The following is a 20,271-nucleotide window of genomic DNA, read 5'->3' on the forward strand; positions in this document are numbered from 1 at the left end:
CTCGACCAGACCCCGCGGGTCTCGAGTCGGCCCTGCGGGTCTCAGGAGCAGTCGGTGGCTCGGGCGGACTACTTCCGCTCGAGCCACTTCACTTCGTAGGCACCCATCTCGAACCGCTTCCCGTCGACCTTCGCGCTGATCTTCCGGTTCAGGGTGTTCACCACGACGACCGTCCTGTCGTCGGCGAGCACCCGCACGTTCGGTACGTCGTCCGCGGCGACCGGCACCGTCTCGTACTCGGTGCCGGGCGGGAACTCCTTGTGGAAGCGGGAGATCAGGTCGTACATGGGCAGCTTCGCGCCGCCGTCGCCCGACTGCGTGGGCGTCCACAGGCAGCCGGCGCAGGCCGTGCCCGTCTTCTCCTCCGGGTTCCAGTAGAAGCCGGAGGACGCGCCGCCCTTGGCCATCGCGACGAGGCCGGACGCCTGGACGGCGACGCGGTGCGGCTCGCTCCAGCCCTTGCGGTCGTCGTTCTGGTCGCCGGGCTCCACGTAGTACTCGGCCCACCACAGGGGCAGGTCACGGGTCTGTCGCTCCACCCACTTGCCGACGGCGGTGAGCTTGTCGGTGGCCTTGAACTCGTCGGGCAGCAGCTCGTCGTCGACGGTGTAGCTGGAGCCGTCGACGACGACGAAGTCGGCGCCCGCCTTGTTCTTGTTCCAGTAGTCGAAGGCGTCGAGGACACGCTGGTCCATGCTGCCCCAGGGCCCCTTCACCTCCGCCGACGCGTTCTCGGTCTGGCGCGGGTCGACGCTGTCCATCACCAGGTAGGGCCCGCCGACCATGATGTCCTTGTCGACCTTCTTGAGCGCCTTGTAGACGAGGTTGTACAGCTCCGTGTAGCCCTCGTAGTCCCAGCGCTGCTTCCCGTTGTTCCAGAAGCCCTTGAACTCGTTCCACACGATGAAGTGGCGCACGTCCGGGTAGCGCTTGGCGACCGTCGCGGCGAGCGCGGCGAAGTCCTTGAAGTGCGCGCGGTCGGGCGCGGTCTCCAGGGACTGCCGGCTCCAGTCCGTGTTGTCGACCCCCGCCTTGCCGCCCTTCATCCAGTCCGGGGAACAGCACAGGGTGACGACGGGGGTGCCGCCCGACTTCCTGATGAAGTCGATCCGGCGGTCCATCTCGTCGAAGTCGTAACGGCCCTCGACCGGCTCGGGGTTCCCCGCGCCCCAGCCCATGATGTGCTGGATCTGCGGAACCCCCTGGCCGGAGAGCGTGTCCTCGACCCGCCGCGTCGCGCCGTCGTCCCCCTCGTCCGCGCTGTACTGCGTGTGCGTGAAGCCCCACCCGACCACCGGACCCAGGTCTGCGGACGGGTCGGACGGGGAGCCGTGCACCTTGTCACCGGCGCTCGTGGTGCCCCTGTCGTCGGCACGGTCGTTCGGCAGTGTGACGATCACCGTCAGCACCAGGGCCAGAGCGGCCACCCCCACGCCGAGCAGAGCGGTGAGCCGCCACCGCCCCGCCCCCGAAACCCACCCATGACGTCCCATCAAGGGCAAGAGTAACTACGGTCCTTCGCGGAGGGACAGACTCCGCTGCGACAGGGTTGTAACGGGGAGCGGGAGCGGGCCGCCGCGCGGGCAGGCGTGTGACGCGCTGCGGAAATCCCGTGCGGGAGTGCCGTGCGTGGCAGATCATGGCGGCATGTCTGCGAACCCACACGACGCGCTGCCGATCCGGCTCAACGTCGACGACAGCGACTCTCCGGCCGACGTCGTCGACGCGCTGTTCCTCGGCCGTTTCGCGACGGGCGAGCAGCCGCACTCGCACGCGGCGAACATCGACCGGGTGCGGTCGGGGGCCACCCTCCTGCCGCCCGACGCGGTGGTCCTGCGCTCCGCGCGCGACGACGATCGCAGCGCGACGCTCGCCGAGGGCGACGGCTGGACCGTCCTCGTCTCCCGCTGGAACAGGGGCGCCGACGTCACGGTGACGGCGACCACCGCGGAGCTCGCCGAGAAGGTGCTCGGGCAGGCCACGGACGGCGCCGCCGACGAGCCCGAACCCCAGCCGGAGAACGTGACGATGGGGTTCTGGTACGTCTCGCCCCGGCGTGGGCCGCACCGCACCACGCGGCAGATCTCGGCCGGTACGTGGGACGAGGTGCGGGAGAACTACACGGCGCCAGTGGCCGGGGCCATGGAACAGCTGATGAAGACGACCCCGGAAGACATCGCGGGCCGGCTCCTCCTGCTGCACGGTCCGCCCGGCACGGGCAAGACGTCCGCGCTGCGCACGCTGGCCCGGTCGTGGCGCGACTGGTGCCAGGTGGACTGCGTACTGGACCCGGAGCGGCTGTTCTCCGACGTCGGCTACCTCATGGACATCGCGATCGGCGAGGACGACGGCACGGCGAAGGGCCGCTGGCGCCTCCTCCTCCTGGAGGACTGCGACGAGCTCATCCGCGGCGAGGCCAAGCACACGGCGGGGCAGGCGCTCTCGCGTCTGCTCAACCTGACGGACGGCCTGCTCGGGCAGGGGCGGAACGTGCTGGTCGGCGTCACGACGAACGAGGACCTGGAGCGCCTCCACCCGGCGGTCGTGCGCCCCGGCCGCTGCCTGGCCCGTATCGAGGTGGGACCCCTCACCCACCGCGAGTCGGTGGACTGGCTCGGCAGCGAGGAGGGCGTGGGCCGCGACGGCGCGACACTCGCCGAGTTGTACGCGCTGCGCCGCGGCACCGGCCCGGCATCGGTCCCGGACCAGCGCGATGCGGCGGACGCGGGGCTGTACCTGTAGGGGCTCAGGACCTGGGTGCCCTCGGCCGCCTCCCGGTCACCCCTTGTCCCCGTACGACGCCCGCAGCGCGTCCCGTACCGCGGCGAGCGCCTGCGACTCGGAGAGGCCGAGGCGGTGGACCCGTTCCGCGAACGCGGCGGCCGCCGCCGAGGCCTCCCGGGCCGAGGCGTCACGCGCGGCCGCGACGAACGTGCCGTTGCGGCCGCGCGTCTCGATCACGCCGTCCGACTCGAGCGCCCGATACGCCTTGGCCACCGTGTTGGCGGCCAGTCCGAGCGTCTCGGCGAGCCCGCGTACCGTCGGCAGTTTGTAGCCGACGGGCAGGGTCCCGGAGAGGGCCTGTCCGGCGATCTGGGCCCGTACCTGTTCGTAGGGCGCCGTCGCCGCGCCCGCATCGATGTCGATCTTCAAGGTCACGGGCCGATTGTCCCGCACCGCGGAAAAATGGGAGGCACCCCGGCGCGCCCCGCGCGTAGCGTGCGGCCGTATGACTGTGATCGTCCGGGCCCTGCGGCCCGAGGACGCGGCCGCGTTCGCCCGGGTCCGCCGCGCCGCGCTGCCCGCCATGCTCGCCACCGCCGAGTCGGTCGCCTTCGATCTGGCGCACGCCCATCCGGACGCCCGGTACCGGCCGCTGGTCGCCGAGGCCGACGGCGAGGTCGTCGGCACCGCGCAGGTCGGGATCGCGTACGACAGTCCGGACCCGGGGCAGGGCTATGTGAACGTCTATGTGGACCCCGGGCGCACGGGGCGCGGGGCCGGGTCCCTGCTCGTGCGGGCGGCGGAGGAGCATCTCGCCGGCGAGGGCGCCGTCGCCGTCTACTCGTGGGTGCTCGACACCCCGCGGGACCGGGCGTTCGCCGCGCGCCGCGGCTACCGGGCGAGCCGTCCGGCCCACTTCCTCCGTCTCGATCTGGCACACGGCACGCTGCCGCCGCTCGCCGCGCCGCCGGCCGGAGTGACGCTGCGGACCGGCGCGGACTTCGCGGAGGACCCGCGTCCGCTGTTCGACCTGGACGCGGAGACAGTGAGCGACGAACCGAGCGACGTGGCCACGGAGTTCACGGACTACGAGCACTGGCTCGACGAGACCTGGCACCATCCGCTGACCGACCACGAGCTGACCTCGGTGGCCGTGGCCGACGGCCGGCCCGTGGCGTTCAGCCTGGCCCGCACCGACGACGAGACCCGCTACACGTCGGGCATGACCGGCACCGCGCGGGAGTTCCGCGGCCGCGGCCTGGCCAAGCTCGCCAAGAACGACTCCCTGCACCGCGCCCGCGAGGCCGGCGTCACGGAGGCGTTCACGGGCAACGACGCGGGGAACGGCCCGATGCTCGCGATCAACGAATGGTTCGGCTACGAGATCTGTGCCACGGAGGTACGCCATGTCCGCACCCTCACCTGAGACGACCGAGGCTCTTGAGGTGGTCCTGCTCAAGGCGGGCCGTACGAAGATCCGTTACCCCGCGGACGTCGTCCGCGACGACGGCACGCGCGTGACCGTCACCGCCGCCTGGGCCTCTCCCGGGGTCAGGGACTTCGGGTTCGTGCGCTTCGGACCGGGCGACGTCTTCACCGAGCACTACTGGCGGGACCGGTGGTACGCGGTCAAGGAGGTACGCACCGGGGGCGGCACGCTCAAGGGCTGGTACTGCGACGTGACCCGGCCGGCGGTGCTCGAGGGCGGCGAACTCGTCGTGGAGGATCTCGACCTCGACCTGTGGGTCTCGGCGGACGGCAGCGACGTACTGCGCCTCGACGAGGACGAGTTCGCGGAGAGCGGGCTCGCGGAGCGCGACCCGCACGCCGCGGCGGCCGCGCTCCGCGCCCTCGACGACCTCGAACTCCTCGCGCGCACCGAGGGGTTGGGCAGGCTGCTCGCCTAGGACCGTACGGTCGCGACCACCGCGTACCGGTCGTCCTCGACCTGTCTCCCCCACAGCAGCGCGTCGCCGGAGAGCGGTTCGTGCCGGACGTGGGCGGCGAGCGGGGCGAGGGCGCCGGTGAGCCGGGCCGCCGGGATGCCGACGGGGCTGAGCGTGCCCCACACGCCCTCCACCAGGATCAGCCGCCCGCCGGGCCGCAGCAGTGAGAGCCAGTGCGTGAGGGCACCGTCGAGGTCGGGCAGTGTCCACGCGACGTGCCGCACCAGGACGGCGTCGAAGGTCTCGCCCGCGACGGGCGGCGCCGCGGCGTCCCCGACGAACACCCGGGCGGCGCGGCCGGCGAGCTTGGCGCGCGCGAGGTCGATCATGGCGGGCGACAGGTCGACGGCGGTCACGCTGTGCCCCTGGTCGGTCGCGAGCAGCGACATGCTGCCCGTGCCGCAGCCCAGGTCGAGCAGGTCGCAGGGGTGGTCCGGCAGCCAGTCCCGCAGGCGCGCGGCCCAGGCCCCGCGCACGGCGGGATCACGCAGACCGTGGTCGGGTGCGTCGTCGAAGGCCGCGGCCTCGGCGTCCCAGTCGACCCGTTCGAGGGGCGCCATGTCCCGGTTCGTGGTGTCCTCGCTCGTCCTCATACCCAGATCGTGACACCTGCCACTGACAATCACGCTTCGATGCGTCACCCTCCGGGGAACACGTCTACAGCGGTACCGCAGTGGAACCGGGGTAGGCACAGGAGGCAGTCATGCGCCGTGTGACCATCAACAAGCCCGTGGCGAAGACCAGCACCACCCGTCGGCAGCAGCAGGAAGACGCCGCCGCCGAGCGCCGCCACGACCGTCCGGAAGTGCGCAAGGACATCCGGCGCACGTGGTGGCCCGACGAGTGAGCGGGCCGGGACGCCCGTGTCACGCGGGCCGGTCGGCGGAGAGCCTCTTGCGGTAGTGGATGCGGTCGTAGAGGCCGTCGACGCGGCGCTCCACCACCTCGTATCCGTACCGCGGATAGATCTCCTGGTTCTCCCACATCATCGCGTTCGTGTAGAGCCGCACCTCGGGAAGGCCGAGCACGCGCGCGTGCTCGTCGACGAATGCCAGCAGCCGTCGCCCCACGCCCTGTCCATGGGCGTCGGGGTGGACGGCGATGCTGTCGAGGAAGAGATGGTCCTCGCGGGGCTCGACGACCACGAGCCCGACGACGGCGGGCGCTCCGCCCCGCTCCCCGTCCACGACATACACCCTGCCCGCGGCCACCTCGGCGCCGTGGTCGGCCTCCATGGGCGCGGGCACCACTCCGATGCGGTCGATATAGGGGTGGTACGCGGCGTCGGTCACCGTTTTCACAGCGGGTACGTCGGCTGCCACTGCGCGGCGAACTGTGTGAGTCATGGCCGCACAGTACGGGGCCCGAGCGCAGCCTGAGCGCCTCCGTGAAGCTCGCAGCCGGTGTGCCGGCCGACGTCAGAGTCCGAACGCGGTGGTCACCTGCTCAGCGAGATCGTCTTCCGTCATCGTGGTGTCGACGCGGATGGTGCGCAGTTGGAAACGCTCGGCCTCCTCCTCGATGCGTCGTGTGAACATGCGGTCACGTTCGGCGATGTTGCGGCCGGCCTTTGCCGGATCGCTGGTCTCCCATACGAACCCTTCCCCTGGTGCGGACCGGCTCTGGAAGGCGGCTTGGCGGAAATCAGGCGTGGGAAGAAGCCAGACGGCGCGGTCAGGAGCAGCAAGCAGAGGTTTCACGAGGTGCGGCAGGAGCCGAAATCCCTCGACGACGACGCATGGCTCCCGCCGCAGGCGAAGGAGATCTTCAACGATCAGGCCGAAGCCCTCACCTTGAAACCAGTGGAACGTCTCGAGCATGACCTCAGGAGTCCGGCTCACCCATCGCTCGTCCATGTCCATGGCGATGAACTTGTGCAGGCAGGGGGCCTCTTCAGGGGTGGTCCGCCCGGCGTGATCATGCATCACGTCGTCGGTCGCGTAGAGACGCCAGCCGTGGCGGTCGGCGAGCCGGCGGGCGATGGTCGATTTGCCTGCACCACTCCCGCCACCGATCCAGAAGACGTTCCGCAGCCGTGCCGGAAGCTCTGCGGCGTCTGCCCGCTCTTCATACTGTCCGGGCAGCATCCTCCTCCGATCCAGTGGTCAGCGTGTGGGACCGCGCATATCCGCTCGCAGCCCGAGGGACCATCCTCGGCCACGCCCGACGGACCGCTTCGACGAGTTCTCCACAGGGCCAACGTCGCCTGATGCGGCGCCAGTTCGCCTCTCCCCGAGTGGCTCAGTAGCCGCCGTAGCCGCCCACAATGACAATGGCTACGCCGCCGTACCCGTTGTCGTAGCCGTACCCGTTGCCGTACCCGCTGTAGTAGCCGTTGTTGTAGCCGTAGCCGTAGCCGTTGTTGTAGCCGTAGCCGTTGTTGTAGCCGTACCAGTCGCAGTCATCCCACCAGCCGCACCGGTCGTGGGAGTGACTGGCCGCGGAGGCCGCGTGGGCAGGTGCAGCCGTAGCCACGCCTGCGGCACCGACAGCGGCGCCACCAGCCAGCATCACACCGGCGGCGGCTACAGCGAAGGAACGCTTGACATGAGGTGTTCGCATGAGTCTCTACCTTTCCTTCCGCCACCGAAGATCGAAGGCGGGTGGCCACACCGCATGCAAGACATGCGGTGCGGTTCGCAGAGGTCACAGCTCCCAGTGGGAGCACGTCTCGCCGCTCATCGGTTCCGGATCCTCCCGGAATCCTGCCGCCCGCGGCGTGCCCCGGTTGCGACTCTCACAAGAATCACGTTAGTAGCACCTACCCTCTCCAGCATGTTGAGCAGAAGTCTGCTCAATTCCGCAGGTCAGTGGTCGGCGGTCGGCCCCCGCGCCACGACGTCTCCCCTGACGCCGTCCCTTCTTCGACGGTGACGCCCCGGAGCCCACACCACCCGCATGGAGCATGGGCCCCAGGGCCGGGCATTTGCGACGGGCCATCCGCAGAGCACACCGTCAGCATTCGAGGATGCACAGACGCGGCGGGCACTCCGGGGAGCCGAACGGGAAGCCGAACGACGCGTCACGTCTTGGACGCCAGTGGACTGTCACGGACCGCTCCGGGCGTTGCGCGCAGCTCGGCGAGCCCCCTCTCCATGCCCAGCCTGAGCCCCCGATTAGCCCTCCCTTAACCGCACCATAAAGATCGCCATCACCAGCCCCCAGCAGGCGATTCCACGATTTTCAGGGTCTAGCTTTCTCACCGCCGGGGCCGTCGTCGCGGCCCGTCCCCCCACCCCTGAACCGCCGTTGAGGAGTTCCACTCATGACAGTTCGCCGCAAGGCCGCCGCGTTCGCCGTCGCAGGTGCCGTCCCGTTCGCCCTGACCGCACTGGCCGCCGCGCCCGCGTCGGCGCACGGCTCGATGACGGACCCGGTCAGCCGCGTCTCCGCCTGCTACGCGGAGGGCCCGGAGAGCCCGCAGTCCGCGGCGTGCAAGGCCGCCGTCGCGGCCAGTGGCGCGCAGGCCTTCTACGACTGGAACGCGGTCAACATCGCGAACGCCGCGGGCAAGTCGAAGGAGATCATCCCCGACGGCAAGCTGTGCAGCGCGGGCAACGACAAGTACAAGGGGCTCGACCTTCCGCGCGCCGACTGGCCGTCGAGCCCGATGGCGGCGGGCAGCCACACGTTCCACTACAAGGGAACGGCGCCGCACAAGGGCTCGTTCGAGCTGTACATCACCAAGGACGCGTACGACCCGACGAAGCCGCTGAAGTGGTCGGACCTGGAGGCGCAGCCCTTCGTCGAGGTCACCGACCCGAAGATGGAGAACGGCGACTACGTCTTCGACGGTGACGTCCCGGCACGTTCGGGCCGCCACCTCATCTACTCGATCTGGCAGCGCTCCGACTCCCCCGAGGCCTTCTACACCTGCTCCGACGTGGTGTTCGGCAAGGACAGTGGGGCCGGTGCGGCCGCTCCCACCGCCTCCGCGCCCTCCGACCAGGAGATCGCGGACGGCGCCGGCAAGTCGTCCGTGGAGCACCACCACGGTGACGCCGGGGGCAGCGCCGAGCCGCAGGCCGAGGAGTCCACGGCGCCGGCCGCCGATGCCTCGACGGGCGGCAATGCGCCCGAGGCGAAGGGCGGTGCCGCGCAGCCTCTCGCCGACGAGAACCTCGCCGAGACCGGCGGCGACAGCACGACCCCGTACATCGCGATGGGCGGCGCCGCTGTCCTGGCGGTCGGTGCCGCGACGATGTTCGCGTCGGTGCGGCGCCGCTCCGTGGCGGGCGGGCGGCACAGCCGCTGACGCCTCACAGCCGGGCCGCCGTCTCCCTGCCCACTCGTGGAGACGGCGGCCCTTTCACGTCCCGCTGCTACGGGCTCAACTCACCGCCGAGGCACAGGTGGTGGGCGTGGCGTGAGCCGGGTCGAGGGCGTTCGCGACCTCGTGGAAGGCGATGCGGTCGATGGTGCCGATGGCGACGTGCTCGGACAGGTCGACGGCGCACAGGTCCTGAAGCTTGACGTTGTGGACGTCGGAGCCGCTCAGGAACTGGGTGCCGTACGGGGTGACGACCTCGTCGTACTTGGTCGCGATGACGGTGTAGTGGACGCCGGGGACGGTGTCCCCGCCCTGGTCGAGCTTGGTGATGAACGGGGAGCCCGCCATCTGGTCGGCGAGGCCGGGGGTGGCGAGGGTCAGCAGGTCACCGGCCCCGGGGAAGTACGGCAGGAGATTGGTCAGGCCGTTCAGGGTGGTGCCGTGGTTGTCGGGTGCGATGCCGACGAGGGAGTTCACCTTCGCGGCGCCGCCGAGGAACTTGAGGTAGTAGCGGGGCATCATGCCGCCCTGCGAGTGGCCGACGAGGTCGGCCTTGGGGGCGCCGGTGGCGGCGAGGACCTTGTCGACGAACGTGTCGAGCTGGCCCGCCGACTTGTCGATCGGGCCGAGGCCGTTGAACAGCGGGACGCCGGGCAGCTGTCCGTAGTCGAGCGAGAAGACGCAGTAACCGCGGTTCACCAGGTAGGGGGCGAGGATGAGCCAGTTGTCGACGGAGTTCCCGAAGGTGCCGTGGACGAGGACGACGGGGCGCGGGTGCGCGGCGGACGGCTTGCACGAGTAGTTGTTCCAGCCGCTGCTGGGGGCGGTGCCGGCGTGGGCGGCGGCGGGGACCGCGGTGGCCGCGGCCGTGAGCAGCAGGGCCGCGGTCAGGGATCTGACCGCACGTTTCCAGTTCCGGGGCAGCATCGTGTGATCTCCTTGCGGCTCAAGGGAGTTGCGATGTGGGGTGCGTGCCCTGTGATCCGGATCACGAGGATGCTGTACTGCCAGTAAATTACGCGCCAGTAGTAAAAGAGTGAAGTTACGCGTCAGTAAAAACTCTCCGTGGCGACTGGACGCTCCCGGTGCTGACGCGATGTCACCATGTGGGCCTGATGGGCCCGTCGGGTGCGACGGCTGCCAACTGGTCGAGCAGCGCCCTGGCCTTGCGCTCACCGAGCCGCTCGACCCACGGCCGCACCGCGTCGGCGGCGGACTCCTCCGCGGCCCGCGCGCACGCCCAGCCGCGTTCGGTCATGACGACGAGCCGGGCGCGGGCGTCGTCCGGGTGGGGCCGGCGCTCGGCGTAGCCCTTGCGCACCAGCTCGTCGACGAGCTGGCTCGCGGCCTGCTTGGTGACCCCCAGATGCGCGGCGAGGTCGGTGGCGGTCGCGCCGCCCCGGGAGAGCCGCGCGAAAGCGAATCCGTGCGCGGGCCGCAGCCCCTCGAAGCCGCGGGCGAGGACCCCTTCGTGGATGCGTTGCGTCAGCTCACCGGCGGCGGAGAGCAGGGCGGCGGAGAGGGCCATGGCCTCGGAGTTCTGCACGGAGTCATTCAAACACCCTTGACGATTTGGTCAAGCTGCCTGACTATATAGTCAACCCACTTGACCATTTGGCCACGTGGCCGGCTGAACCACGGGGAGTCACCATGCCAGTCATCCGCGCGTCCGAGGCCGCCGTCCACGAGATGCACGGCGTCCGCTTCGTCTCGTACGCCAAGCCCGCCACCGGCAGCAAGGAGCTGTGCGCCTGGCGGGCCGAGATCCCGGCGGGCACCCCGGGCGTCGCCCACACGGTGTCCCGCGAGGAGATCCTGCACGTGCTCAGCGGCAGCCTGCGCTTCACGGTCGACGGGCGCACGGACACGCTCGCCGCGGGCGACACCGCGATCGTCAATCCGGGCGCGACCCTCACCGTCGAGAACCCGGGCGACCTGCCCGCCACCATGTGGGTCACGACATCCATGGGCCTGGAGGCCGTGCTGGCGGACGGCACGCGCGTCACGCCGCCCTGGGCTCGGTAGGGGCTCACGCCGCGAGCCGGCCGGGCACGATCGCCCCGGGTCCGAACCGCGCCCGGGCCCGGTCGGCCACCGCCTCCAGCGCCCGCGCCTTCTCGTCCGCGGGGTCGAAGGTCAGCTGGCGGGCGGAACCCTCCACCGGGCGGAGCCCTTCCGCCCGCAGACCGAGCGCCCGCACCCTGGCCCGCTGCAGGCCGAGCGCCTCGTACATCCGGTACGCGGCCGTGGACAGCGCGGTCGTGTGCGCGGTGGGCTCGGGGAGCGTACGGCTGCGGGTCGTCGTGGACCGGTCGGCGTAGCGCACGGTGAGGGTCAGCGAGCGGCACACCTGCTTCCCGTCACGGAGCCGGGCGCCCAGCTCGTCGGCGAGGGAGAGCAGGGCGCGGCGGTGCCGGTACGGGTCGAGTTCGTCGCGCGGGAAGGGGCGTTCGGCGGCGGTGGACCGCGTGGCGGCGTTGGGGGTGACCCGGGTGCGGTCGACGCCGCGCGCCTTCTCGTGCAGTTCACGGCCGATGCGGGCGGTGGTGAGTCGTTGCAGGGTGCCCTGCGGGGCGGCGGCCACCCGGTCGAGGGTGTCGAGCCCGTACTCGCACAGGGTGCGGGCGGTGGCGGCGCCGACGCCGGGCAGCGCGGCGACCGGCTGCCCGGCGAGGAACTCCGCCACGGCGCCGGGGTCCCCAGGCACCACCCTGGTCACCCCGGGCGAGGCCGTCCGCGCCGCCATCCGCGCCAGCATCGGGCCGGGGCCCGCGCCGATCACGCACTCCACCCCGTACAGGGCGAGCGCCCGCACCCTGATCACCGCGGCGAGTTCGACGGCGTCCCGCCCGAAGTAGCGCACCGCCCCGCCCAGGTCCACGAGGGCGGCGTCGGGCGGCAGCGCCTCGACCGTCGGGCTGAACTCGCCCAGCAGGGCGATCAGTCGGGGCAGCGCCGCCTCGTACATGGGCGGCAGCAGGAACCGTACGTACAGAGTGGTCATCCCGCGCTCCCGGGGCTCTGGTGCCACAGTTTGCGCGGTGGTCCGGACTGGCCGTCGCCCGCCGGGCGCAGATCCGCCCAGGGGTGCATCTCGTATCCGGTGGCCATGCGGATGCGGCGGCCGTCGACCGGGTCGTCCCCGTCGGACGGCCGCTGTTCGGGCGGCTCCGCCAGACGCAGCGCCACCGCGTCGAGGCCGCCCCGCCGGCGCACCTCCACCAGGTCCGCGAGGTTCCACGCGGCCGCGCCCACCACGCTGAGGCTGCGCGGGCCGCGCCGCTGGACCGTGCCGCGCACGAGGAGCAGCCACGAGTGGAAGACGGTGTGCGCGCACGCGGCGTGCGCGTCGTCGAAGAAGGCCAGGTCGACCAGGCCCGTGCCGTCGTCCAGGGTCGTGAAGATGACGCGCTTGCCGGAGCGGATCGGCGGGGTCTGCGTGGCGACCTTGGCGCCCGCGACCAGTACCACCCTGCCGTGCTCGGCCTCGCGCAGGCGGCGCGCCGTCAGCACCCCCAGCTCCTCGAGGAACGTCTCGTGGTCGCCCATGAGATGGCGGGAGGCGTCCATCCCGAGTACCCCGAGTTCGGCGCTGAGCCGCTCGGCGTCGCCGAGGTCGGGCAGGCCGGCCGGCGCGGTCCCGTGGCCGCCGGACAGGGGCAGTTGGGCGCCGCGGGCACCCCGGGACCCACGCGTTCCCCGGTGCAGTTCCGTCAGGTGCAGTTGCAGGTCACGCCGGTTGGCGCCGAACGCGTCGAGCCCGCCGACCTGGGCGAGGCGCTGCGCGAGCGGCTTGCTCGGCCTCGCCCGCTCCCAGAAGTCGAGCAGCGAGGAGTACGGCTGCCCCTCCTCGATGCGGGCCGCCTCGGCCTCGCTGATGCCATGCACGTCGGAGAGCGCGAGCCGCACGCCCCACTTCTCCTCCTCGTGACCGCCGTCCTTGCGACCGCCGTCCTTGTGACCGCCGCTCGTGTGGTCACCACCCCCTTTATCAGACACCAGTTCGATACGGTGAGCGACCGCGGACTTGTTCACGTCCAGCGGAAGGACCGGCACCCCGCGCCGCCGCGCGTCCGCGAGGATCAGTCGCTTCGGATACATCCCGGGGTCGTGCGTGAGCAACCCCGCGTAGAACGCGGCCGGGTGATGGGCCTTCAGCCACGCCGACTGATAGGTCGGCACCGCGAAGGCGACGGCGTGCGCCTTGCAGAACCCGTACGACCCGAAGGCCTCGACGATCTCCCAGGTGCGGGTGATGGTCTCGGCGTCGTATCCGTGCGCCGCCGCCTGCTGTGCGAACCAGAACCGGATGCGCCCCTGCGCATCGGGGTCGGACAGCCCTCGCCTGACCCGGTCCGCCTCGTCGCGGCCGCATCCCGTCATGATGTTCACGATCTCGATGATCTGCTCGTGGAAGACGACGACCCCGTACGTCTCCTTCAGGGGCCCCTCCAGGTCGCGGTGCGGATAGCGGACCGGCGCGCGCCCGTGCCGCGCCTCGATGAACGGCCGCACCATGTCGGCGGCGACGGGACCCGGGCGGAACAGCGAGATGTCCACCACGAGGTCGTGGAAGGTGGCCGGCTGGAGCCGTCCCACCAGGTCCCGCTGGCCCGGCGACTCGATCTGGAAACAGCCCAGCGTCTCGGTGGACTTGATGAGCCGGTACGTCTCCGGGTCACCGGGCTCCACCGCGTCCAGGTCCACCGTGGAGCCGGTCGCCCGCTCGGTCTCCGCGACCGCGTGCGCCATCGCCGACTGCATCCGCACCCCGAGGACGTCGAGCTTGAGCAGGCCGAGGTCCTCGACGTCCTCCTTGTCGAACTGCGACATGGGGAAGCCCTCGCCGCTGGTCGGCACGACGGGCGTACGGGCGAGCAGCGAGGCGTCCGAGAGCAGCACCCCGCACGGGTGCATGGCGATACCGCGCGGCAGCGCGTCGAGCGCCTCGACCAGCTCCCACATGCGTCCGTACCTGTCCCCGCCCTGTCTGGACTCCCCTGCCAGTTCCCGCAGTTCGGGCAGTTCCTCCAGCGCGGCCCGCGCGTCGCGGGCCCTGATGTGCGGGAAGGACTTGGCGATCCGGTCGATGTCGGCCGGGTCCATGGACAGGGCGGCGCCCACATCGCGTACGGCATGGCGGACGCGGTACGTCTCCGGCATCGAGACGGTCGCGACGCGCTCGGCGCCGAACCGGCCGATGATCGCCCGGTAGACCTCCAGGCGCCGGGCCGACTCCACGTCGATGTCGATGTCGGGCAGGACGGAGCGGCGCTTGGACAGGAACCGCTCCATGAGGAGGCCGTGTTCGACCGGGTCCGCGTGCGCGATGCCGAGCAGATGGTTGACCAGGGACCCGGCGCCGGAGCCGCGCGCCGCGACCCGGATCCCCATGTCCCTTACGTCGTCGACGACTTGGGACACCGTCAGGAAGTACGTGGCGAAGTCGTGGTGGGCGATGATGTCCAACTCGCGGTGCATCCGCTCCCAGTACTCCCGCTTCCGGTCGTACCCGAGGCGCAGCATCCCCGCCGCCGCCCGCGACGCGAGGACCCGCTGCGCGGTGCGGCGGCCGGCGCCGACGAGCCGCGGTTCGGGGAAGTGCACGGAGCCGATGCCGAGGTCGTCCTCGGGATCGACGCGGCATTCCGCCGCCGTGGCGTTGGTCTGTTCGAGCAGCCGGTACGCGGCGTCGCGGCGGAAGCCCGCCGCCTCCACCACCCGTTCGGCCGTCATCAACATGGCGTCGGCGTCCTTCAGCCAGCGCTCTCCGCTGTCGAGTTCCTTGCGGGCGTCGACCGGGACGAGGCGGCGCGCGGCGTCGAGGACGTCGGCGACCGGACCGAGGCCCGGGTCGGCGTACCGGACGTCGTTGGTGAGGACGGGGCGGATGCCCTGTTCGGCGGCGAAGCCGACGGTGCGGGCGGCCAGGCGCAGGGATCCGGGGCCCGTGCCCTCGCGGCCGTGGTGGACGGCTTCGAGGCGCAGGGCGTCGCCGTAGATCTCGCGCCAGGGAGCGAGGAGGCGCGCGGCCCGGTCGGGGCGGCCCGCGGCGAGCGCGCGGCCGACGTCGGACGCGGGTCCGAGCAGCACGGTCAGGCCGTCGCCGTGGTTGTCCTCCCAGGTCAGCCGGGTCTCGCCGGTGGCGTGGGCGGCGGTGACCAGACGGCACAGGGAGGCCCAGCCCCTCGCTCCGTCGCGGGCGAGGAAGGTCACGCGCGGGGTCGACTCGTCGATGAAGGCACCGCCGCGCACGGGCTGCCTGCGCCGCTCGGCCGGGGCGTCACCCGGCGCGGCGGATCCGGCCGGCGGGGGCCCGCTCACCGCGAGGTCCGTCCCGAACACCGGCCGCACCCCTGCCTTGACGCAGGCCTTGGCGAACCTGACCGAACCCGCGAGGGTGTCCCGGTCGGTGAGGGCGAGCGCGTCCATGCCCCGCTCGGAGGCACGTCCGGCCAGCCGCTCCGGGTGCGAGGCCCCGTATCTGAGGGAGAACCCGGAGACGGTGTGCAAATGCGTGAACCCTGGCACGCGCACCTCCTGCACACCTCGAACCGACCTGCTCTCGCCTCCCCACCACCACCATAGACCAAGTATCGAACGTGTGTACGACATCCGTGCGAGGTCGCTGCCCCGGGCACCCGTTCAGCCCCACCCCGCCTGCGTACGGACCGGGCTCCCCGGACCGTGAGGGCATGACCCAGACAGCCGACACCCCGCCCGGGCCCCCGCGCGGGTCCTTCCTCGACGAGGTGAAGAGCGCCGTCACACCGCGGGCCGCGCTGCTCGTCATCGGCGTGATCGCCCTCCAGCTGCTCTTCATCACTTCCTATGTAGGGGCCCTGCACAACCCGAAGCCGAAGGACGTGGCGTTCGGTGTCGCCGCACCGGTCCCGGCCGTCGCGCGGCAGGCCGTGGACCGGCTGGACCGGCTCCCCGGCAGTCCGCTCGACCCGCGGACGGTCACCGGCGCGGCCGCGGCCCGTGACAAGGTCGTGAACAGGGACATCTACGGGGCCCTGATCATCGCCCCCCGGGGCACCACCGACACCCTCCTGGTCGCCTCCGGTGGAGGCACCGTCCTCTCCTCCGCCCTCGACGGGCTCATCACCACACTGGAGGCGGCCCAGCACCGCACGGTGCGGACCGTCGACGTGGCCCCGGCCTCACCTCAGGACTTCGACGGCCTGTCGTCCTTCTATCTGGTCGTCGGCTGGTGCGTCGGCGGCTATCTGTGCGCCTCGGTCCTGGCGATCAGCACGGGCGCCAGGCCCGCCGACCCGCGGCGCGCGATCATCCGGCTGGTCACCATGGCGCTCGTGTCGATCGTCGGCGGGCTCGGCGGCGCCGTCATCGTCGGACCGATCCTCGGCGCGCTGCCCGGCAGCGTCATGGCGCTGTGGGGGCTGGGCGCACTGATCATCTTCGCGGTCGGTGCCGCGACGCTCGCCCTTCAGGGACTCTTCGGCATCGTGGGCATCGGCCTGGCGATCCTGCTCGTGGTGGTCGCGGGCAACCCGAGCGCGGGCGGCGCCTTCCCACTGCCGATGCTGCCGCCCTTCTGGAAGGCGATCGGCCCGGCCCTGCCGCCGGGCGCGGGCACCTGGGTGGCCCGCTCCATCGCCTACTTCAAGGGCAACGCGGTCACCGGGCCGCTCCTGGTGCTGTCCGCGTGGGCGGTCGCCGGCATCGTGATCACGATGGCCGCCTCCGTGTTCCGCGGCAGGCGGAAGCCGGGCCCCGGGGCGCCGCCCCGGACACTCAGAACGTGAGGGCCGGCCCGTCGATGACGGGCCGGCCCCTTGTGTCGCGCTGTCCCGCTGTCGTTACGTCAGCCGATCTCGGCGCCGAACGTGGACAGCGCCTCCGTCACCGGCTGGAAGAAGGTCTCCCCGCCGGAGGTGCAGTCGCCGCTGCCGCCCGAGGTGAGGCCGATCGCCGCGTCGCCCGAGAAGAGCGAGCCGCCGCTGTCGCCGGGCTCGGCGCAGACGTCGGTCTGGATGAGTCCGTTGACGACGTCGCCGTTGCCGTAGTTCACGGTGGCGTCCAGGCCGGTGACGGTGCCGTCGTGGACCTGGGTCGTGGAGCCGCTGCGGGTCACCTTCATGCCGACGGTGGCGTCGGCCGCCTTGGTGATCGGCTGCGTGGAGCCGTTGTAGAGGTCGACCTCGCTCGGGTGCGCGACGTCGGCGGCGTACTTGACCAGGCCGAAGTCGTTGTCCGGGAAGCTGGACTGCTCGTTCGTGCCGATCTCCTTGCCGTCGGAGTCCGACCAGGTCGAGATCGCCTCGGTGCAGTGGCCGGCCGTGATGAAGTACGGCTGGCCGCCCTTGACCACGTTGAAGCCGAGGGAGCACCGGCCGCCGCTGCCGGTGATGGCGTCACCGCCCGCGATGAGGGGCTTGAACTCCCCCTTGGTGCGCTGGAGTTTCGCCTTGGAGCCGAGGCCGTCGACGACCTTGCTGAGCTTGCTCCACGCGGCGGTGTCGATCGTGCGGTCGGCGGTGACGACGACCTTGTTGGTGGCCGGGTCGACCGCCCACGAGGTGCCGGGGATCGTCGCGTCCTGCTTCAGGGTGGCGCGGGCGCTCTTGAGTTCGGCCAGGGAGTTCTCGACGACTCTGGCCTTGGCTCCGGCCGCCCGCGCGATGTCCGCCGCGTCCTTGTTCAGGACGTTCACGACGAGGTGCTTGGCCTTCGCGTCGTAGTACGTGCCCGCCGAGTCCGCGCCGAGGTCCTTGGTCAGGGACGAGGCGAGATTTCCGGCCTTCGCGATCGACAGGGTCTGCGGGGCCACCTCAGGGGTGTCCGTGCTCGCGTTCGCAGTCTGGAAGGTGACTCCCGCGGCGACCAGGGCGGCGATGCCCGCTCCTACCGCGGCGGCACGCCGCTTGGGTATGCGTCGGTGCTTCAACTCTCGTCCTCCTGTGGGGGGTCGGAACCGACCGCTGTGGGGTGAGCCGGTCCCGTAGGTTGACGCGCCCACTATCCCGACGGCCACAGGGGACACACAAGGTCGACTTCAGGACGCGCGTGCGACTGACGCTATGCGCTCCCCCGGCCGCGTGCACCCCCGTCACACGCCTGTCGCACCACGTCGGTTTCCACTGCAAACACTCCGCGCAGAGGGGTGGTCCGCAACGGGTGAGGTCTAGTCCTGTCCTGATTCCGATGCCACCGGGCCGGGAATCGGCGGTTGTTCTGCGCCCGGCTGCCGCACCGCGTCCCCCGGGGTCGCCCGTTCGAGGAAGCGCAGGAGCTCCACCGGGAAGGGCAGTACGAGGGTCGAGTTCTTCTCGGCGGCGACGGCCACCACGGTCTGCAGGAGCCGGAGTTGGAGTGCCGCGGGCTGTTCGGACATCTCTGCGGCGGCCTCGGCGAGCTTCCTGGAGGCCTGGAGTTCGGCGTCGGCGTTGATGATCCGGGCGCGCCGCTCGCGCTCCGCCTCGGCCTGCCGCGACATCGAGCGCTTCATGGTCTCGGGCAGCGACACGTCCTTGATCTCGACGCGGTCGATCTGCACGCCCCAGCCGACGGCCGGGCTGTCGATCATCAGCTCGAGGCCCTGGTTGAGCTGTTCGCGGTTCGAGAGGAGGTCGTCGAGGTCGCTCTTGCCGATGATGGACCGCAGTGACGTCTGAGCCATCTGGGAGACGGCGAACCGGTAGTCCTCCACCTGTACGACGGCCTCGGACGCGTCGATCACCTTGAAGTAGATGACGGCGTCGACCCGCACCGTGACGTTGTCGCGGGTGATGCCGTCCTGCGCGGGCACCGGCATCGTGACGATCTGCATGTTGACCTTACGGAGCCGGTCCACGAACGGCACGATCATCGTGAACCCCGGACCGCGCACATCCGGTCGCAGCCTCCCCAGCCGGAAGACCACTCCCCGCTCGTACTGTTTGACGACGCGCGCCGCCGCCGTCGTGTAGATCACCAGAGCGGACGCGGCAGCGGCTCCCGCCGCCAGCAGTTCCTCGACCACGGAGTCCTCCAGGGTTCGGACCCAGGCACTCGGACAGGCTTTTCCGAAGGTGACGCCTTAGAAATGACGCCTTGGAAGTTGATGCCTCAGAAGGTGACGCTTTCAACGGTTTCCCCTTCGAAGGTAACCCCGGACCGCGCACAAGAGCGAGCCCCCGCACGGCAGTTGCCGTGCGGGGGCTCTCTGCTGCTGGCCGCAGGTCAGGCTGTATCCGTCAGCCGACGGATACGGATCAGTAGACGCTCACTCCGTACGCACTCAGCGCCTCGGTGACCGGCTGGAAGAAGGTCGTACCGCCGGAGGTGCAGTTGCCGCTGCCGCCGGAGGTCAGACCGTACGCGGTGGAGCCGCCGTAGAGCGGGCCTCCGGAGTCGCCGGGCTCGGCGCAGACCGTGGTCTGGATGAGGCCGGAGACGATGTCGCCGCCGCCGTAGTTCACGGTGGCGTTGAGCGCGGTGACGCGGCCGCTGTGGATACCGGTGGTCGAGCCGCGCCGGGTGACCGTGGTCCCCACGGACGGCGTGGCCGCACCGGTGATGTCCTGGCTGCCGACCGTTCCGGGCGGGGTACCCGTGGTGCTGTACTTGACGATGCCGTAGTCGTTGCCCGGGAAGCTGGATCCCGCGGTCGACCCGATCGCCGTCGAGTGGGACGAGTTCGACCACCAGGTGCCGGCGCCGTCGGTGCAGTGGCCCGCGGTCAGGAAGTAGTAGGTGCTGCCCGAGCGGACGTTGAAGCCGAGCGAGCAGCGCCAGCTACTCGCATAGATGGCGTCGCCGCCGGAGACCAGCTTCTTGAACGTGCCGGGGGTGCGCTCGATCTTCAGGGCGCCCGCGTTGCTGCCGGCCGCCTTCTGGATCCTGGCGATCTCGGCCTGCGAGACCGTGCTGTCGGCGGTGACGACGACCTGCTTGGTCTTCTGGTCGACCGCCCAGGCGGTGCCGGGTACATCGGATTTCAGGACGGACGTGCCGGCCTGGGTGAGCTGGGTCGCGCTGAAGGTGTGCGCGACGGGCGCGTCCGACGCGCTGGCCGTGGGGACGGCGAGTGCGCCGATGGCGACGAGTCCGGAGGCCACGGAGATCATCCGGGCGCGTCTCGTTATGCCACTGCGGGGGGTGGTGCGCTTGATCCTCACTGGTCGTTCCTCCCGAGGGAAGTCGGGGGCCCGCGTGGGGTCGGGGCCCGTGAGGCGCAGCCAGCGGCCCGCCGTTCGGATTCCGGATTCCGGAATGTTCCGAAGATGCGGTGCCCCTGACAAGCGCTGGTCGGGAGTATTCGGTGTTTCAACTGACCGGCACAAGGGCGCCTTTCGGCCGTCCGTCCGGTACACGTCCACATGC

General features: G+C 71.1%; 20 protein-coding genes. 7 read left to right on the forward strand and 13 right to left on the reverse strand.

Annotated elements, in window-relative coordinates:
- Positions 1–68: 68 nt before the first annotated feature.
- Entirely contained in the window at positions 69–1,493 is a 1,425-nt protein-coding gene (locus tag LGI35_RS12120; RefSeq protein WP_227293879.1) for a GH39 family glycosyl hydrolase, read from the reverse strand.
- Between the two features lie 154 nt (positions 1,494–1,647).
- Here LGI35_RS12120 and LGI35_RS12125 point away from each other — a divergent pair, with 154 nt between their 5' ends.
- A complete protein-coding gene (locus tag LGI35_RS12125; RefSeq protein WP_227293880.1) occupies positions 1,648–2,742 on the forward strand; it encodes a DUF5925 domain-containing protein in 1,095 nt (364 codons plus the stop codon).
- A gap of 36 nt (positions 2,743–2,778) precedes the next feature.
- Here LGI35_RS12125 and LGI35_RS12130 read toward each other — a convergent pair whose 3' ends face one another.
- Positions 2,779–3,159 (reverse strand): GntR family transcriptional regulator, encoded by a 381-nt coding sequence (locus LGI35_RS12130; RefSeq protein WP_227293881.1) that lies wholly within the window; start codon positions 3,157–3,159, stop codon positions 2,779–2,781.
- A 70-nt stretch (positions 3,160–3,229) separates the two neighbouring features.
- On the opposite strand from LGI35_RS12130, the gene LGI35_RS12135 reads away from it, so the two are divergent.
- Together LGI35_RS12135 and LGI35_RS12140 are read left to right on the forward strand one after the other, a co-directional pair.
- On the forward strand, positions 3,230–4,150 hold the full coding sequence (locus LGI35_RS12135; RefSeq protein ID WP_227293882.1) for a GNAT family N-acetyltransferase: 921 nt from the start codon (positions 3,230–3,232) through the stop codon (positions 4,148–4,150).
- Positions 4,131–4,631, forward strand: coding sequence for a ribonuclease FAU-1 family protein (locus LGI35_RS12140; protein WP_227293883.1), 501 nt, complete (start codon positions 4,131–4,133; stop codon positions 4,629–4,631). The genes LGI35_RS12135 and LGI35_RS12140 overlap by 20 nt, the downstream gene beginning before the upstream one ends.
- Here the strand turns inward: LGI35_RS12140 and LGI35_RS12145 are convergent.
- Positions 4,628–5,263 carry a class I SAM-dependent methyltransferase gene (locus LGI35_RS12145; RefSeq protein ID WP_227293884.1) on the reverse strand — a complete coding sequence of 212 codons (636 nt, stop codon included), beginning with the start codon at positions 5,261–5,263 and terminating at the stop codon, positions 4,628–4,630. The genes LGI35_RS12140 and LGI35_RS12145 overlap by 4 nt on opposite strands.
- Positions 5,264–5,373: 110 nt before the next feature.
- Between LGI35_RS12145 and LGI35_RS12150 the strand changes: the two genes are divergently transcribed.
- Complete coding sequence (locus LGI35_RS12150; protein WP_165914448.1) at positions 5,374–5,517, forward strand: hypothetical protein; 144 nt, start codon at positions 5,374–5,376, stop codon at positions 5,515–5,517.
- A gap of 19 nt (positions 5,518–5,536) precedes the next feature.
- Here LGI35_RS12150 and LGI35_RS12155 read toward each other — a convergent pair whose 3' ends face one another.
- The 3 genes from LGI35_RS12155 to LGI35_RS12165 all read right to left on the reverse strand — a co-directional run bounded on the left by LGI35_RS12155 (position 5,537) and on the right by LGI35_RS12165 (position 7,232).
- On the reverse strand, positions 5,537–6,016 hold the full coding sequence (locus LGI35_RS12155) for a GNAT family N-acetyltransferase (protein WP_227293885.1): 480 nt from the start codon (positions 6,014–6,016) through the stop codon (positions 5,537–5,539).
- A 72-nt stretch (positions 6,017–6,088) separates the two neighbouring features.
- Positions 6,089–6,757 carry an AAA family ATPase gene (locus tag LGI35_RS12160; RefSeq protein WP_227293886.1) on the reverse strand — a complete coding sequence of 223 codons (669 nt, stop codon included), beginning with the start codon at positions 6,755–6,757 and terminating at the stop codon, positions 6,089–6,091.
- Between the two features lie 154 nt (positions 6,758–6,911).
- Positions 6,912–7,232, reverse strand: a complete 321-nt coding sequence (locus LGI35_RS12165; protein ID WP_227293887.1) for a hypothetical protein — start codon at positions 7,230–7,232, stop codon at positions 6,912–6,914.
- Positions 7,233–7,935: 703 nt separating this feature from the next.
- Here LGI35_RS12165 and LGI35_RS12170 point away from each other — a divergent pair.
- Positions 7,936–8,925 carry a lytic polysaccharide monooxygenase auxiliary activity family 9 protein gene (locus LGI35_RS12170; protein ID WP_227293888.1) on the forward strand — a complete coding sequence of 330 codons (990 nt, stop codon included), beginning with the start codon at positions 7,936–7,938 and terminating at the stop codon, positions 8,923–8,925.
- Between the two features lie 75 nt (positions 8,926–9,000).
- On the opposite strand, the gene LGI35_RS12175 is transcribed toward LGI35_RS12170, so the two are convergent.
- Together LGI35_RS12175 and LGI35_RS12180 are read right to left on the reverse strand one after the other, a co-directional pair.
- A complete protein-coding gene (locus tag LGI35_RS12175) occupies positions 9,001–9,867 on the reverse strand; it encodes an esterase/lipase family protein (protein WP_227293889.1) in 867 nt (288 codons plus the stop codon).
- Positions 9,868–10,039: 172 nt separating this feature from the next.
- Entirely contained in the window at positions 10,040–10,486 is a 447-nt protein-coding gene (locus LGI35_RS12180) for a MarR family winged helix-turn-helix transcriptional regulator (RefSeq protein WP_227293890.1), read from the reverse strand.
- Positions 10,487–10,590: 104 nt separating this feature from the next.
- Here LGI35_RS12180 and LGI35_RS12185 point away from each other — a divergent pair, with 104 nt between their 5' ends.
- Positions 10,591–10,965, forward strand: coding sequence for a cupin domain-containing protein (locus LGI35_RS12185; protein WP_227293891.1), 375 nt, complete (start codon positions 10,591–10,593; stop codon positions 10,963–10,965).
- 4 nt (positions 10,966–10,969) lie between these two features.
- Here LGI35_RS12185 and LGI35_RS12190 read toward each other — a convergent pair whose 3' ends face one another.
- Positions 10,970–11,944: a DNA polymerase Y family protein gene (locus tag LGI35_RS12190; RefSeq protein ID WP_227293892.1), complete on the reverse strand. Its 975-nt coding sequence runs from the start codon at positions 11,942–11,944 to the stop codon at positions 10,970–10,972.
- Positions 11,941–15,471 (reverse strand): DNA polymerase III subunit alpha, encoded by a 3,531-nt coding sequence (locus tag LGI35_RS12195; protein ID WP_227293893.1) that lies wholly within the window; start codon positions 15,469–15,471, stop codon positions 11,941–11,943. The genes LGI35_RS12190 and LGI35_RS12195 overlap by 4 nt, the downstream gene beginning before the upstream one ends.
- A gap of 164 nt (positions 15,472–15,635) precedes the next feature.
- On the opposite strand from LGI35_RS12195, the gene LGI35_RS12200 reads away from it, so the two are divergent.
- Positions 15,636–16,712 (forward strand): ABC-2 transporter permease, encoded by a 1,077-nt coding sequence (locus LGI35_RS12200; RefSeq protein ID WP_227293894.1) that lies wholly within the window; start codon positions 15,636–15,638, stop codon positions 16,710–16,712.
- Between the two features lie 59 nt (positions 16,713–16,771).
- On the opposite strand, the gene LGI35_RS12205 is transcribed toward LGI35_RS12200, so the two are convergent.
- The 3 genes from LGI35_RS12205 to LGI35_RS12215 all read right to left on the reverse strand — a co-directional run bounded on the left by LGI35_RS12205 (position 16,772) and on the right by LGI35_RS12215 (position 20,066).
- Positions 16,772–17,854, reverse strand: coding sequence for a S1 family peptidase (locus LGI35_RS12205; RefSeq protein WP_227293895.1), 1,083 nt, complete (start codon positions 17,852–17,854; stop codon positions 16,772–16,774).
- A 237-nt stretch (positions 17,855–18,091) separates the two neighbouring features.
- The gene (locus LGI35_RS12210; protein WP_227293896.1) at positions 18,092–18,928 is read right to left on the reverse strand and encodes a slipin family protein; all 837 of its coding nucleotides are present in this window, start codon (positions 18,926–18,928) and stop codon (positions 18,092–18,094) included.
- Between the two features lie 232 nt (positions 18,929–19,160).
- On the reverse strand, positions 19,161–20,066 hold the full coding sequence (locus tag LGI35_RS12215; RefSeq protein WP_227293897.1) for a S1 family peptidase: 906 nt from the start codon (positions 20,064–20,066) through the stop codon (positions 19,161–19,163).
- Positions 20,067–20,271: the final 205 nt, after the last annotated feature.

Origin of the sequence: Streptomyces longhuiensis (genome assembly GCF_020616555.1) — a bacterium.
GTDB lineage: Bacteria > Actinomycetota > Actinomycetes > Streptomycetales > Streptomycetaceae > Streptomyces > Streptomyces longhuiensis.